At 71.1% G+C, this 15,318-nt stretch carries 8 protein-coding genes; all 8 read left to right on the forward strand.

Annotation, left to right across the window (positions count from 1 at the left end):
- Nucleotides 1–167 precede the first annotated feature (167 nt).
- The 8 genes from ACTPOE_RS11765 to ACTPOE_RS11800 all read left to right on the forward strand — a co-directional run bounded on the left by ACTPOE_RS11765 (nucleotide 168) and on the right by ACTPOE_RS11800 (nucleotide 15,312).
- On the forward strand, nucleotides 168–1,901 hold the full coding sequence (locus tag ACTPOE_RS11765) for a (2,3-dihydroxybenzoyl)adenylate synthase (protein ID WP_458872354.1): 1,734 nt from the start codon (nucleotides 168–170) through the stop codon (nucleotides 1,899–1,901).
- Nucleotides 1,902–1,939: 38 nt separating this feature from the next.
- Complete coding sequence (locus ACTPOE_RS11770; protein ID WP_458872355.1) at nucleotides 1,940–2,182, forward strand: phosphopantetheine-binding protein; 243 nt, start codon at nucleotides 1,940–1,942, stop codon at nucleotides 2,180–2,182.
- Nucleotides 2,179–6,204, forward strand: a complete 4,026-nt coding sequence (locus ACTPOE_RS11775; RefSeq protein WP_458872356.1) for an amino acid adenylation domain-containing protein — start codon at nucleotides 2,179–2,181, stop codon at nucleotides 6,202–6,204. Before ACTPOE_RS11770 ends, ACTPOE_RS11775 begins: the two co-directional genes overlap by 4 nt.
- Nucleotides 6,205–6,242: 38 nt before the next feature.
- Nucleotides 6,243–7,370, forward strand: coding sequence for a YncE family protein (locus ACTPOE_RS11780; RefSeq protein ID WP_458872357.1), 1,128 nt, complete (start codon nucleotides 6,243–6,245; stop codon nucleotides 7,368–7,370).
- Nucleotides 7,371–7,372: 2 nt separating this feature from the next.
- Nucleotides 7,373–8,569 (forward strand): isochorismate synthase, encoded by a 1,197-nt coding sequence (locus tag ACTPOE_RS11785; RefSeq protein ID WP_458872358.1) that lies wholly within the window; start codon nucleotides 7,373–7,375, stop codon nucleotides 8,567–8,569.
- Between the two features lie 95 nt (nucleotides 8,570–8,664).
- Complete coding sequence (locus tag ACTPOE_RS11790; protein WP_458872359.1) at nucleotides 8,665–9,342, forward strand: isochorismatase family protein; 678 nt, start codon at nucleotides 8,665–8,667, stop codon at nucleotides 9,340–9,342.
- Nucleotides 9,339–10,187, forward strand: coding sequence for a 2,3-dihydro-2,3-dihydroxybenzoate dehydrogenase (locus ACTPOE_RS11795; RefSeq protein ID WP_458872360.1), 849 nt, complete (start codon nucleotides 9,339–9,341; stop codon nucleotides 10,185–10,187). Before ACTPOE_RS11790 ends, ACTPOE_RS11795 begins: the two co-directional genes overlap by 4 nt.
- Nucleotides 10,188–10,578: 391 nt before the next feature.
- Entirely contained in the window at nucleotides 10,579–15,312 is a 4,734-nt protein-coding gene (locus tag ACTPOE_RS11800) for a glutamate synthase-related protein (RefSeq protein ID WP_458872361.1), read from the forward strand.
- Nucleotides 15,313–15,318 lie beyond the last annotated feature (6 nt).

Genomic DNA, 15,318 nt, shown 5'->3' on the forward strand with positions numbered 1-15,318 from the left:
CGGGCCGGATCGACCGACCGGCGCCGGGGACAGGATTCGCGGACGAACGCCACGGACCGGCCCGGAAATCTGACTGCAAGCTGAATCCATGGACTGGATCCCGAGCTCTCATGGATTATAATCATTCTCATTATCATACTCAGATCATTGGCGCCTGAACTATGACGATGCCATCCCTCCCGCCCGCCCCCAGCCCTGCCGAAGGAGCGCCCGACGAACCGCCGCGCCCCGTCCAGGTCTGGCCCGAGGCGTTCGCCGCCCGCTACCGCACGGCCGGCCACTGGCGCAACGAGACCTTCGGCGCCTGGCTGCGCGAACGCGCCACGGCCCACCCGGACCGCCTGGCCGTGGTCGGCGGCGACCAGCGCTGGACCTACGCCGAACTGGACCGGCGCGCCAGCGCCCTGGCGGCCGGGTTCCTGCGCGCCGGACTGCGCCAGGGCGACCGCGTGCTGGTGCACCTGCCCAACATCCCCGACTTCATCGCCGTGGTGATGAGCCTGTTCCGCGCCGGACTGATCCCGGTCTATGCCCTGCCCGCGCACCGCATCGCCGAGATCGAGCACTTCGCCCGGGGCTCGGGCGCGCGCGCCTACGTCTCAGCCGCCGCGCACGCCGGCTTCGACTACACGGCGCTGGCTCGCGAACTCCAGGCGCGCCAGCCGCGCGTCGAGCACGTCTGGATCGCCGAACCCGCCGGCACCCCGCAAGGCGCATCCGCCGAACCGGCCCCGGCCGACCCGTTCCCGCGCCTGGACGCGCTCTACGCAACCGATGGCGACGCCGTCCCGGCCAGCGTCTCGCAGGGCCAGGACGTCGCCTTCCTGCAGATTTCCGGCGGCAGCACGGGGCTGTCCAAACTGATCCCGCGCACGCACGACGACTACATCTACACTCTGCGCGAATCCGCCCGCATCTGTGGGCTGGACGCGGACACCGTCTTCCTGGGCGCGCTGCCGATCGCGCACAACTTTCCCATGAGTTCGCCCGGATTCCTGGGTACGCTGTACGCGGGCGGACGCGTGGTGCTCTGCCCCTCGCCCGATCCGGAGTCGGCCTTCGCGCTGGTCGAGCGCGAGCGCGTCACGGTCACCAGCCTGGTGCCGCCGCTGCTGCTGCAATGGCTGGACCGCGCGCCCGCCTCGGGGCGCGACCTGGGCAGCCTGCGCGCCATCCAGGTGGGCGGCGCCAAGCTGTCGGCGGAAATCGCCCGCCGCGTGCGCCCCACGCTGGGCGCCACGCTGCAGCAGGTCTTCGGCATGGCCGAGGGGCTGGTGAACTACACCCGTCTCGACGACCCGGACGAGCTGATCATCCACACCCAGGGCCGCCCGATCAGCCCCGACGACGAGATCCTGATCCTGGACGACGAGGGCCGGCCGGTCGAGCCGGGCCAGGCGGGCCACCTGCTGACACGCGGCCCGTACACGATCCGCGCCTACCACGACAACCCGTCGGCCAACGCGCGCTCCTTCACCGAGGACGGCTACTACCGCACCGGCGATGTGGTGCGCATGACGCCCGAGGGCTGCCTGGAAGTCCAGGGCCGCGCCGGCGACCACATCAACCGCGCCGGAGAGAAGATCTCCGCCGAGGAGATCGAGGACCACCTGCTGTCGCACCCTCGGGTCTTCGACGCCGCCGTCGTGTCCGTGCCGGACGAATACCTGGGCGAGCGCAGCTGCGCTTTCGTCATTCCCAAGGGCGAGCGCCCGCGTCCGGCGGACCTGAAGCGCTGGATCCGCGCGCGCGGAATCGCCGACTTCAAGGTCCCCGACCAGATCGTGTTCGTGGACCGGTTCGCGTCCACCGCCGCCCTGAAGATCAGCCGCAAAGCCCTGCGCGCCCAGTTGCGCGCCCGACTGCTGGAACAGGAACAGCGGGAACGCGCCGCGCAGTGAGCCCGGCGCCCGACCTTTCACCGATACGTACCACCGACATGACCGCCCTCAGCCTCGAATCCATGCGCGCCGACATCGCACGCATGCTGCATGAATCGCCCGACGAGATCCGGAACGACGACAACCTGATGGACCTGGGCCTGGATTCCATGCGCCTGATGAAGCTCGCCTCGCAATGGCGCGCGACCGGCGCGCGGCTGGAATTCGCCGACCTCGCCGCCGACGCCACCCTGGCGCACTGGTGGGCGATCGTGGCGCGCGGCCAGGCGCGCGAGGCATGAACCGGCAACCCGAACAGACGGCAGCCGGCGGCATGGCCCAGGCCCCGCACGCCGCCGTTTCGGCCTGGGCGCCGCTGACCGAGGCTCAGGAGGGCCTGTGGTACGCCCAGTGCCTGGACCCGTCCAATCCGATCTTCAACCCGGCGCACTGCACCACGCTGCGCGGCCCGCTGGATGTGCCGCGCTTCGAGCGGGCCGTGAACCAGGCGCTGGCCGAGGCCGAGTCCCTGTCCCTGCGCTTCGAGGACCGCCCCGACGGCCCGGCGCAACGCACCGACCCCGCGCGCGCGCCGCGCCTGGAGATCCGCGACTTGAGCCGCCTGCCAGAAACGCAGGCGCGCGCGCAGGCGGACGACTGGATCCGGGTCGACCTGCGGCGACCCGTGGACCCCGTGCGCGATCCGCTTTCGCGCCAGGTCCTGTTCCTGTGCGGCCCGGCGCTGACGCTGTGGTACCAGCGTGTGCACCACCTGGCCGCCGACGGCTACGGCATGGCCCTGATCGAGGGCCGCGCCATCCGCCTGTACCGGGCGCTGGGCGAGGACGACGCCGACTGGGGGCCGCCGCTGGCGCCGCTGGCGCCCGTCTGGGACGAGGACCGCGCCTGGCGCGCCGATCCGAAGCGCGCGCAGGCCCGCGAATTCTGGCTGGCCCAATGCGCGGGCCACGTGCCCGCCGCCAGCCTGGCCGCGGGGTCGGCGCTGAGCGCCCACGACTGCCTGCGCATGGAACTCGACGCGCCCGCCGCGCTGGCCGAGGCGCTGCGGGCCCTGGAAGCCGCCACCGATATCGGCTGGCCCGACATCCTCACCGCCCTGAGCGCCGCCTACGTGGCGCGCCACCTGGGGCCGTCCGGATGCGTGACGGGCGTGCCCGCCATGGGCCGCCTGGGCAGCAAGAGCGCCCGGGCCGTGGCGACCGTGATGAACGTGCTGCCCTGGACCTGGACCCCGGACGAGGACGCCCCGCTGGCCGAAACCCTGCGGGACGCCGCCCGGTCGCTGCGCAACCTGCGTCGCCACAGCCGCTACCGCGCCGAGCACCTGCGCCGCGACCTGGCGCTGCCGGGCGGTCTGCCGCGCCTGCACGGCCCGATCCTGAACATCCTGCCCTTCGATACCCCCTACGAGGCCGCCGGCCTGGACGCCTCGCAGGCCGTGCTGTGCACCGGTCCGGTCGAGGACCTGACCATCAGTTTCCGGGCGGCGCCCGACGGCGGCGGCCTGCGCATCGAACTGGAGGCCAACCCTGCCCTGTACGCCCCGGACCAGGCCCGGGCCCACCTGCGGCGCCTGACAGCCTTCCTGGCGGCCTCCCTGACCGCCCCCCGCCTGGCCGGCGTCCCCACCCTGACGACGGACGAGCACGAGCGCTGGGCGATGGCCCCCAACCGCACCGACCACCCCATTCCCGCCGGCACGCTCTGGACACGCATCCGCGACCGGCTGCGCGCCGAGCCCGATCGCGTCGGCCTGGAAGACGACGCCGGCGCCTGGACCTATGCCGACATCGACACCTGGACGGCGCGCGCGGCGCGACGCCTGCGCGCCCTGGGCGCGGGCCCGGGCGTCCTGGCGGCCGTGGCCCTGCCGCGCTCGGCGCGGCGCGTACTGTGCATGCTGGCGATTCTGCGCAGCGGCGCGGCCTACCTGCCCCTGGACCCGCGCCAGCCGGCCGCGCGCCTGCGCGGCATCCTGGACGACGCCCGCGCCCGCGTCCTGATCGGCCCGGCCGGACTGTGCGACGGCCTGCGCACCCGGCCGCTGACGGCGGACACGCTGGGCGACACCGATGAAGCGGTCGCCCCGTCCGGGTCCGGCGCCGGCGCGCCCGGACCGATGGCCGAAGCGACGGCCGGCGCCAGCCCCGGAGACCCGGCCTACGTGATCTACACTTCCGGCTCGACCGGCGCGCCCAAGGGTGTGATCGTGTCCCACGCGGCCATCGTCAACCGGCTGGAATGGATGCGCGCGCACTACGCCATCGGGCCGGGGGACCGCATCCTGCAGAAAACCCCGGCGACCTTCGATGTGTCCGTCTGGGAATTGTTCCTGCCCTTCCTGAGCGGTGCCCGCCTGGTGGTCGCCCCGCCCGACGCGCACCGCGACCCGGCCTGGCTGTGCCGCCTGGTGCGCGAACGGCGCATCACCGTGCTGCACTTCGTGCCGTCCATGCTGGCCGCCGTACTGGACGAGCCCGCCGCGCGCGGGCTGGAGGCCCGCCTGGTATTCTGCAGCGGCGAGGCCCTGCCCGCCGCCTTGCGCGACCGCTTCCACCGCACGATCCGGGCGGAACTGCACAATCTGTACGGCCCCACCGAGGCCGCCGTGGACGTGTCGTACTGGCCGGCCGGCGCGGACGACGACAGCCAGCCCGTCCCCATCGGCTGGCCGGTCTGGAACACCCGGCTGCACGTGCTGGACGAACGCCTGCGGCCCGTGCCGCCCGGCACGCCCGGCCAGCTCTACCTGGGCGGCCGCCAACTGGCGGTCGGCTACCTGGGCCGGCCCGACCTGACGACCGAGCGCTTCATCCCGGCTCCGGCCGGCCTGCCGGACGACCGCCTGTACGCCACCGGCGACCTGGCCGCGCGGCGCGAGGACGGCGCGGTGGTCTACCTGGGCCGCCTGGACCACCAGGTCAAGCTGCGCGGCCAACGCATCGAACTGGGCGAGATCGAAGCCGTGCTGGCTTCCCACCCGGACGTCGCCCGGGCGGCCGTCCTGGCCCGCGAGGACCGGCCCGGCCAGGCGCTGCTGGCGGCCTACGTAGTGCCCGAGTCCGGCCGCCCCTTCGACCGCGATGTCCTGGCGGCCCACATAGCCGATCGCCTGCCGGACTACATGGCACCGGCCGCCTGGGTGCCGCTGGCCGCACTGCCGGTCACGGCCAACGGCAAGCTCGACCGCAAGGCACTGCCCGCCCCCGATCTCCCGGTCCGGTGCGCGGCGCGGCCCCCGCGCACCGCGGCCGAGCGCCGGGTGGCCGAGGCCTTCCGCGCCGTGCTGGGGCTGCCGGACCCGCCGGGCGCGGACGATGATTTCTTCGCCCTGGGCGGGCATTCGCTGCTGGCGGCGCACCTGGCCCTGGCGCTGCGCGACGGCCACGACCTGTCGCTGGGCGCGGTCTTCCAGTACCCCACGGTGGCGCGCCTGGCCGCCCACCTGGAAGACGAGGACGCGCGCGCGACCGGCGCCGCGCAGGCCGGCTTCGGCTCCGTCGTGACCCTGCGCGAGGCCGCCGGCCGGCCGGCGCTGTTCTGCATCCACCCCGCCGGCGGCCTGTCCTGGTGCTACGGCGCCCTGGCCCGCGCCCTGCCCACGCCGCGCACGGTCCACGGCCTGCAGGCGTCCGCCCTGGCCCTGGACGGCCAGCCGCCCGCCGACAGCCTGGACGCCCTGGCGCGGACCTACGCCGACCGGGTGCTGTCGCTGCAGGCCGAAGGGCCATACCACCTGGCCGGCTGGTCCGTGGGCGGCATCCTGGCGCAGGCCGTGGCCGCCGAACTCCAGGCGCGCGGATGGGCCGTGGGCGTGATCGCCCTGCTGGACGCCTATCCCTGCGAAGCCTGGCGGGACCGCCCCGAGCCCGCCCCCGAGGATCTGTACAAGGCGCTGCTGCACGTCGCCGGCGCCGACCCGGGCGCCCTGCCGCCGGAACGCCTGAACCGGCGCGGCGTCGTTGAATTCCTGCGCGTCCGGGACCATCCGCTGGGCGAGCTGTCCGACGCGCGGCTGGACGCGGTCTTCGAGACCGTCGGCCACACCAACCGCCTGGTGCGCGGCCACCGGCACGCGCGCTACGAAGGCCCCGCGCTGCATTTCCAGGCCGCCCTGGACCACGCCGATTCCGGCCTGAACCCGGACATGTGGCGGCCGCACGTCGGCGCATTGACCCGCCATGCGGTGGACAGCACCCACGCCGGCTTGCCGGGCACCGCCGCGACGGCCCTCATCGCCCCCGTGCTGGACGCCAGCCTGCGGGCGGCCGACCATGCGGAAACGACCGCCGCGTCCGCCTGAACCCCATTCCAGCCCTATCGATCGCACGAGGAAACCGCATGAACACGCACATCATCCACCACCCGGCGCCGCGGCGCGGCGTTCGCATCCTGCTGGCCGGCGCCGCCCTGGCCCTGGCCGCCGGCTGCGCGGCCACGGGCCCGGACGCGCGGCAATCCGCGCCCGCGACCCCGTCGGCCGCCGCGCCGACCTGGTCCGTCACGGCGCAGTCCATCGACCTGCTCCCGGGCGTCTACCAGGGCGCCTACAGCGTGCGCGCCCAGCGCCTGTACGTGACCTCGGCCATCGGCCGCCCGCCGGTGAAAGAATCGCACCTGCTCGCCATCGATCCGGCCAGCCTGCGCGTCGTCGCCTCCGTCGTCCCGGCCCCTCAAGCCAGCCGCACGGACGGCCAGGTACAGGCCGTCTACGGCCTGGCGGTGGACGACGCCCGCAGCCAGGTCTGGACCACGAACACCCGCAGCGGCTCGGTCGCCGTCTACCGGCAATCGGACCTGTCCCTGGTCAAGCAGTTCCCCGACGACGTGACGCCGCATGCGCGCGACGTGCTGGTCGACGCCGCGCACGACCGCGCCTACGTCTCCTCGCCCGCCTCCAACGTCATCCACGTGTTCGACAGCGCCACGCTGCAGCCGCTGCCCGGCATCACGCTCTCCGGCGCCGGCGAAGCGCCCAGGCCGATGAGCCTGGCGCTGGACGCCGACCGCCAGCGCCTGTACGCCGTCAGCCTGAACACGGCCGAAGTCTTCGCCATCGACACGGCCACCGGCCGCCAGGCTGCCCGCTACACCGTGCCCGACGTCCAGGGCGCTTCCGGCATCGCCGTGGACAGCCAGGCGTCGCGGATCTACGTGGCGTCCCAGAAATCCGGCGACCTGACGGTGCTGGACGCCCGGGACGGCCGTGTCCTGCGGCACCTGGCGACCGGGGCCGGCGCCCTGAACGTCGCCTTCGATCCAGTGCACCGCCTGGCTTATGTCGCCAACCGCGGCGCGGGCACCGTCACCGTCGTGGACGAGCATGGCATGGTCCAGGCCCAGGTGGACACCGGGTCCGCCCCGAACCACATCGCGCTGGATCCGCAGGGCAACGCCTGGGTGCTGGTGAAAAAGAGCAAGGACGACCCGCGCGGCGACCGCCTGGTGCGCATCGAGGTCCACCGCTGATCATGGATATGCTTGCCCGCACGCCACCGGATCCGCGCACCGGCGACCTGGCCGGCTTCCAGCCGGGCGACAGCCTGTTCACCGCGCGGGGTCTGGGGTTTCATGGCCAGGGCTGCCTGCTGCAGGCAGCCCCCCGCGAGGACGTGAGCGCCTGCGCCGCCCGCCTGCTCGCGCAGGCGACCGAACTGCGCGCCGGGACGGACACGGACGCCGAGAGCAACGCGAGAGACGCGCGTCCCCTGCTGCTGGGTCTGTTGCCCTACGACCCGGCCGGCCCGGCGCCTGCCCTGCTGCGCGTGCCCCGGACGCTGCGGCGCATCGCCGCGCCGCCGGACCTGCCGCCCGCGCGGCGCGGCGCCATCCTCCAGCGCCGGGAGCACCCCGGCCAGGCCGGGTACGAACGCAGCGTGAGCGCGGCGCTCGAACGGCTCGGCCGGGACGGCGTCCTGCGCAAGCTGGTGCTGTCCCGCACCCTGGAGCTGGAACTGGACCGCCCGCTGGACCTGCCGGAAGTCCTGGCGCGACTGTGGCGGGCCAGCCCGCACGGCCACACCTACGCGCTGCCCGTGTCCGGGGCCGGCCAGAACTATTTCCTGGGCGCCAGCCCGGAACTGCTCGTGCGCCGGGAAGGCCGCCGGGTGCGCGTGCATCCCCTGGCGGGCACGGCCGCGCGCCACCCCGACGCCGCCGAGGACGCCCGCATCGCCCGGGCGCTGCTGGACTCGCCCAAGGACCGGCTGGAACACGCCGTCGTGGTCGAGGCGATCGAGGCCGCGCTGCGGCCATTGTGCCGCACGCTGGACGTTCCCGCGCAGCCGGGCCTGACTTCGACCGCCCGGCTCTGGCACCTGGGCACCCCGATCGAAGGCGAACTGGCCGATCCCGCCATCAGCGCCCTGGACCTGGCCATCGCCCTGCACCCCACCCCGGCCGTCTGCGGCCTGCCCACGGCGGACGCGCGGCGCGCCATCGCCGGGCTCGAACCCTTCGAGCGCGGCTACTTCGCCGGAGCCGTCGGCTGGTGCGACGCCGCCGGCGACGGCTCCTGGGCGGTCGCCATCCGCTGCGCCCACGCCCGCGGTCGCCGGATCACCCTGTCGGCCGGCGCGGGTATCGTCCCCGGCTCGGTCCCCGAACTCGAATACCTGGAAACCGGCAACAAGCTGCGCACCGTCCTGGACGCTCTGGGCCTGCTTTGAACAGGCCGTCGCGTCGCATGCATCTGCTTTCCGCTCGACCCGTTCAAAGGAGCCCCGGGGCTTCTTTGAACAGACTATTCCCGGAGTTCCGTTTCATGAGCATCCCCTCCCTGCCGTCCTACGCCATGCCCCGCGAGCCCGCGCGCAACCGCGTGGACTGGCGCCCCGAGACGCGCCGCGCCGCCCTGCTGATCCACGACATGCAGGATTACTTCCTCGGCAAATATGACGTGGCGCGAGAGCCGATCCCCGACCTGATCGCCGCCATCGTCCACCTGTGCGACCGCTGCCGCGACCTGGGCATCCCCGTGTTCTACACCGCCCAGCCGCCCGTGCAGCCCGAGGCCGACCGGGCGCTGCTGAACGACTTCTGGGGGCCGGGCCTGACCGCGCCGGAACACCAGGACGGCGCGCGCATCGTCGCGGCCCTGAGTCCCCGCCCGGAAGACACCGTGCTGACCAAGTGGCGCTACAGTGCCTTCCAGCGCTCAGACCTGCGGGAACGGCTGCGCGCGCAAGGCCGCGACCAGCTCATCATCACCGGCGTCTACGCCCACATCGGCTGCATGGCCACCGCGCTGGAGGCCTTCATGCAGGATGTCCAGCCCTTCCTGGCCATCGACGCCTGCGCGGACTTCAGCCCGGAAGATCACCGCATGGCCGTCACGCACGTCGCGCGCCGCTGCGGCGTGAGCCTGACCACGGACCAGATCCTCGGCGCCCTGGCGCAAGACGCCGCGACCCCGTCCACCCGAGAGATCCACGCACGATGAACACCCTGCCCGACACTGGCCGCGACAGCCCGGCCGCGCACCGCCAGGACGACTTCCTGGACCGCCACATCCTCGTCACCGGCGCCGCCAGCGGCATCGGCGCCGCCGTCGCCCGCCAGCTGCTCTCCCGGGGCGCCCGCGTGGCCGCCGTCGACCTCGACGGTGCCGGCCTGCAACGCCTGCATGCGCATGCGACGGACGCCGCCGCCGGCGGCTCCGACCCGTCCGCCCGCCTGTGGACCGCCCCTCTGGACGTGCGCGACGCCGCGCGGGTCGAACACATCGTCGCCCAGGCCGAGTCCGCCCTGGGACCGCTCCACGGGCTGGCCAGCGTCGCCGGCGTCCTGGAAATGGGCGACATCATCGACCTGGACGACACCCAATGGGCGCGCTGCTTCGCCGTCAATGCCACCGGCGTCTTCCACGTCTGCCGCGCCGTCGCCCGCCGTCTGCGGGAACGTCGCGCCGGCGCTATCGCCGTCGTCAGCTCCAACGCCGCCACCACCCCGCGCGCCGGCATGGCCGCCTACGCCGCCTCCAAGGCCGCCGCCACTCAGATCGCCCGCTGCCTGGGCCTGGAGCTCGCCCCGCACGGCATCCGCGTCAACATCGTCTCGCCCGGCTCCACCGACACCGCCATGCAGCAGGCCATGTGGGCGCTGGGCAGCTCGCGCGAAACCGTCATCGCCGGCGATCCAGCCCGCTGGCGCCTGGGCATCCCCCTGGCCAAGATCGCCACCCCCGACGAAATCGCCCGGGCCGTCCTGTTCCTGCTTTCCGACCAGGCCAGCCACATCACCCTGCACGACCTGCGGGTCGATGGCGGCGCCACGCTGGATATGTGAACCAGCAACACAAAAAAACTCGAAATCCGATCACACGAAACCCGGATTTTCCAGTCCACGTCCCGCACGAACGTGACCGGGACAAGACCGTTCGGAGGTCCCGTTTCCGAGCCGGGACAGGCGGCCCCACCGCCACGTCCGCAATCCACAGACGAATATTTTTCCACCACTCCCCCGGGGGTTTCCCTGGCAATCCGGGCATATCCAGCCGATCACAATATTTATATTTCATGTGATTTGATACGTCCCTATATATTAATAATTAATGACATACCCATAATAAATAGGGACGTATCAATAAAAAATCCTATTGTCAACAAGGACTTGTGGCTGTAATTTCCACTTTCCGCCGCCCGGAACGGCACCTGTATTCCGCCACGCGAGTTCTGCCATGACCCACCCCGCCTCCTGTCCCCCCGGCCCGCCGGCCGCCCAGGGTCTATACCGCCCCGAACAAGAACACGACGCCTGCGGCGTCGGCTTCGTCGCCCACATCAAAGGCCACAAGAGCCACTCCGTCATCCAGCAGGCCCTCAAGATCCTGGAAAACCTGGACCACCGGGGCGCCGTCGGCGCCGATGAACTGATGGGCGACGGCGCGGGCATCCTGATCCAGATCCCCGACCAGCTCTACCGCGAGGAAATGGCCGCCCAGGGCGTCACCCTGCCGCAGCCCGACGACTACGGCGTCGCCATGGTCTTCCTGCCCAAGGAAACCGCCTCGCGCCTGGCCTGCGAGCGCGAGCTCGAACGCGCCGTGCGCGACGAGGGCCAGGTCGTGCTCGGCTGGCGCGACGTCCCCGTCGACCGCGACATGAAAATGTCGCCCGCCGTGCGGGCCTGCGAACCCGTCATCCGCCAGCTCTTCATCGGCCGCGGGCACGACATCATGGTGCCCGACGCCCTGGAGCGCAAGCTCTACGTCATCCGCAAGACCGCCAGCCACGCCATCCAGCGCATGCAGCTCGCGCACGGCCAGGAATACTTCGTGCCCTCGATCTCGGTGCGCACCGTGGTCTACAAGGGCCTGCTGCTGGCCAGCCAGGTGGGCCTGTACTACCGCGACCTGGCCGACACCCGCGCCGTCTCGGCCCTGGCCCTGGTGCACCAGCGCTTCTCCACCAACACCTTCCCGGCCTGGCCGCTCGCGCACCCCTACCGCATGATCGCCCACAACGGCGAGATCAACACCGTCAAGGGCAACTTCAACTGGCTGCGCGCCCGCGAAGGCGCGATGAGCTCGGCCGTGCTGGGCGAGGATCTGTCCAAACTCTACCCCATCGTCTACGAAGGCCAGTCCGACACCGCCACCTTCGACAACTGTCTGGAACTGCTGGTCATGTCGGGCTATTCCCTGGCCCATGCCATGATGATCATGATCCCGGAGGCCTGGGAGCAACACGCCGACATGGACGAGTCGCGGCGCGCCTTCTATGAATACCACGCCGCCCTGATGGAACCCTGGGACGGCCCGGCCGCGGTGGCCTTCACCGACGGTCGCCAGATCGGCGCCACGCTGGATCGTAACGGCCTGCGCCCGGCGCGCTACCTGATCACCGACGACAACATGGTGGTCCTGGCGTCCGAGGCCGGCACACTGCCGATCCCGGAACACCGCATCGTCAAGAAATGGCGCCTGCAGCCCGGCCGCATGCTGCTGATCGATCTGCAGCAGGGCCGCATCATCGAGGACGAGGAGATCAAGTCCCAACTGGCCAACGCGCACCCCTACCCGCAATGGATCGAGCGCTTGCGCCTGAAGCTGGATGACCTGCCCGCCCTGAAGGCCGACGATCCACCCGAGCCGTCCGCCAGCCTGCTGGATCGCCAGCAGGCCTTCGGCTGGACCCAGGAGGACTTCAAATTCATCCTGGAACCGATGGCGAAGAACGGCGAGGAGGCCATCGGCTCCATGGGCAACGACGCCCCGCTGACCGTGCTGTCGGACCGTCCCAAGCCCTTCTACAACTATTTCCGCCAGATGTTCGCCCAGGTGACCAACCCGCCGATCGATCCGATCCGCGAGCAGATGGTCATGTCGCTGGTGTCCTTCATCGGCCCCAAGCCCAACCTGCTGGACATCAACAACGTCAATCCGCCGCTGCGCCTGGAGATCAGCCAGCCGGTGCTGGACCGGGCCGCCATGGCCCAGCTGCGCCACATCAGCCGCCAGACCGGCGACAAGTTCCGCTGCTGCGAACTGGACATCGTCTATCCGGTCGCCTGGGGCCCCGAGGGCATCGAGGCCTGTCTGGCCTCGCTGTGCGCCACCGCCGCCGACGCGGTGCTGAGCGGCGACAACATCCTGCTGATCAGCGACCGCCGCGTGGATGCCGAGCACGTCGCGATCCCCGCGCTGCTGGCGACTTCGGCCATCCACCAGCACCTGATCCGCGCCGGCCTGCGCACCCGCACCGGCCTGATCGTGGAAACCGGCTCGGCGCGCGAAACGCACCATTTCGCGCTGCTGGGCGGCTACGGCGCCGAGGCCGTGCACCCCTGGCTGGCGCTGGAGACCCTCGCCGCGGGGGTGGGGCCCCATGCCGAGCCCGGCGCCCCGACGGCGATCACCGACTCCGCCAAGGCCACCGAGAACTACATCAAGGCGATCGGCAAGGGGCTGAAAAAGGTCATGTCCAAGATGGGCATCTCGACCTACATGTCCTACACCGGCGCGCAGATCTTCGAGGCGGTGGGCCTGCACAGCAGCCTGGTGAAGAAATACTTCACCGGCACGCCCAGCAACATCGAGGGCATCGACATCTTCCAGGTGGCGGAGGAAGCCCTGCGCACCCATCAGGCGGCCTTCAGCGCCGATCCGGTGCTGGCCAACGCGCTGGACGAGGGCGGCGACTACGCCTTCCGCATCCGTGGCGAACAGCACCTGTGGACGCCCGATTCGATCGCCAAGCTGCAGCACGCCACGCGCGCCAACAATTATTCAACCTTCAAGGAATACGCCCAGCTCATCAACGATCAGTCGCGCCGCCACATGACGCTGCGCGGCCTGTTCGAGTTCCGCGTCGATCCGGCCAAGGCCATCCCCCTGTCGGAAGTCGAGCCCGCCAAGGAAATCGTCAAACGCTTCGCCACCGGCGCCATGTCGCTGGGCTCGATCTCCACCGAGGCGCACGCGACCCTGGCCGTGGCCATGAACCGCATCGGCGGCAAGTCCAACACCGGCGAGGGCGGCGAGGACGCGCTGCGCTACCGCGCCGAGATGCGCGCGGGCAAGCCGACGGTGAGAAAGGGCGATACCATCGCATCCGTCCTGGGCCAGGACCGCATCGTCGCCGACATCCCGCTGGCGGCCGGGGATTCGCTGCGCTCCCGCATCAAGCAGGTGGCTTCGGGGCGCTTCGGCGTCACCGCCGAATACCTGTGCAGCGCCGACCAGATCCAGATCAAGATGGCCCAGGGCGCCAAGCCCGGCGAAGGCGGACAGCTGCCGGGCCACAAGGTCACGGACTACATCGCGCAACTGCGCTATTCGGTGCCGGGCGTGGGCCTGATCTCGCCCCCGCCGCACCACGATATCTATTCGATCGAGGACCTGGCGCAGCTGATCCACGATCTGAAGAACGTCAACGAGCGCGCCTCGATCTCGGTGAAGCTGGTGGCGGAAGTGGGCGTGGGCACGGTGGCCACCGGCGTGGCCAAGGCCAAGGCCGACCACGTGGTCATCGCCGGCCATGACGGCGGCACGGGCGCCTCGCCCGTGTCCTCGATCAAGCACGCCGGCATTCCCTGGGAACTGGGCCTGGCCGAGACGCAGCAGACCCTGGTGCTGAACCGCCTGCGCAGCCGCATCCGCGTGCAGGCCGACGGCCAGATGAAGACCGGCCGCGACGTGGCCATCGCCGCCATGCTGGGGGCCGACGAGGTCGGCTTCGCCACGGCGCCGCTGATCGTCGAAGGCTGCGTCATGATGCGCAAATGCCATCTGAACACCTGCCCGACGGGGGTCGCCACCCAGGATCCCGAGCTGCGCAAGAAGTTCAACGGCAAGCCCGAATACGTGGTCAATTATTTCTTCTTCGTGGCCGAGGAAGTGCGCGAGATCATGGCGCAGCTGGGTATCCGCACCTTCGACGAGCTGATCGGCCGCGTCGACCTGCTCGACATGCGCAAGGGCATCGAGCACTGGAAAGCGCACGGACTGGACTTCAGTCGTATCTTCCATCAGGTGCCCACCGGGGACCCGGTGCATCACACGGACCCCCAGGACCACGGCCTGACGCACGCGCTGGATCACCAGTTGATCGAGCGCAGCAAGGCGGCGCTGGAGCGCAGCGAGAAAGTGTCCTTCATCACCCCGGTGCGCAACCGCAACCGCACCATCGGCGCCATGCTGTCCGGCGAGGTGGCCAGGCGCTACAGCCATGAAGGCCTGCCCGACGACACCATCCACATTCAGTGCAACGGCGCGGCCGGCCAGAGCTTCGGCGCCTTCCTGGCCCACGGCGTGACCCTGGACCTGGTGGGCGAAGCCAACGACTACGTCGGCAAGGGCCTGTCGGGCGGTCGCCTGATCCTGCGCTCGCCCAACGATTTCCGTGGCTTCGGCCCGGACCACATCATTGCCGGCAACACGGTGCTGTACGGCGCCACCGGCGGCGAGGCCTATTTCAACGGAGTGGCCGGCGAACGCTTCGCGGTGCGCAATTCGGGCGCCGCGGCCGTGGTGGAAGGCACGGGCGACCACGGCTGCGAATACATGACGGGCGGCACTGTGGTGGTGCTGGGCGAGACGGGCCGCAATTTCGCGGCTGGCATGTCCGGTGGCATCGCCTATGTCTGGGATCCGGAGCAAGTCTTCGCGCGCCGCTGCAACACCGGCATGGTGCGCCTGGATCCGATGGAGACCGACGAGGCTCAGCGACAAGCCGGCGAGCCGCAATTCTGGCACAGCCTGGATCGCAACGGCCCGCGCGAGACCGACGAGGCGATCGTGCGCCGTCTGGTGGAAAACCATTTCCGCCACACCGGCAGCTTCCGCGCCCGGGAAATCCTGGAAGACTGGAACCAGGCGCGCCGCGCCTTCGTCAAGGTCTCTCCGATCGAATACCGCCGCGCCCTGGGCGAACTGTGGCAGGCGGCCCAGACCCAGGCCCAGGCCGCCTGAAGGAAC

This window comes from Castellaniella sp. WN (genome assembly GCF_054457555.1).

Excerpts from the sequence above, each read along its gene's own strand:
- ACTPOE_RS11790 (WP_458872359.1), top strand. The coding sequence starts at position 8,665 with ATGAGCATCCCCTCCCTGCCGTCCTACGCCATGCCCCGCGAGCCCGCG.
- ACTPOE_RS11800 (WP_458872361.1), top strand. The coding sequence starts at position 10,579 with ATGACCCACCCCGCCTCCTGTCCCCCCGGCCCGCCGGCCGCCCAGGGT.
- ACTPOE_RS11765 (WP_458872354.1), top strand. The coding sequence starts at position 168 with ATGCCATCCCTCCCGCCCGCCCCCAGCCCTGCCGAAGGAGCGCCCGAC.
- ACTPOE_RS11780 (WP_458872357.1), top strand. The coding sequence starts at position 6,243 with ATGAACACGCACATCATCCACCACCCGGCGCCGCGGCGCGGCGTTCGC.
- ACTPOE_RS11795 (WP_458872360.1), top strand. The coding sequence starts at position 9,339 with ATGAACACCCTGCCCGACACTGGCCGCGACAGCCCGGCCGCGCACCGC.
- ACTPOE_RS11770 (WP_458872355.1), top strand. The coding sequence starts at position 1,940 with ATGACCGCCCTCAGCCTCGAATCCATGCGCGCCGACATCGCACGCATG.
- ACTPOE_RS11785 (WP_458872358.1), top strand. The coding sequence starts at position 7,373 with ATGGATATGCTTGCCCGCACGCCACCGGATCCGCGCACCGGCGACCTG.
- ACTPOE_RS11775 (WP_458872356.1), top strand. The coding sequence starts at position 2,179 with ATGAACCGGCAACCCGAACAGACGGCAGCCGGCGGCATGGCCCAGGCC.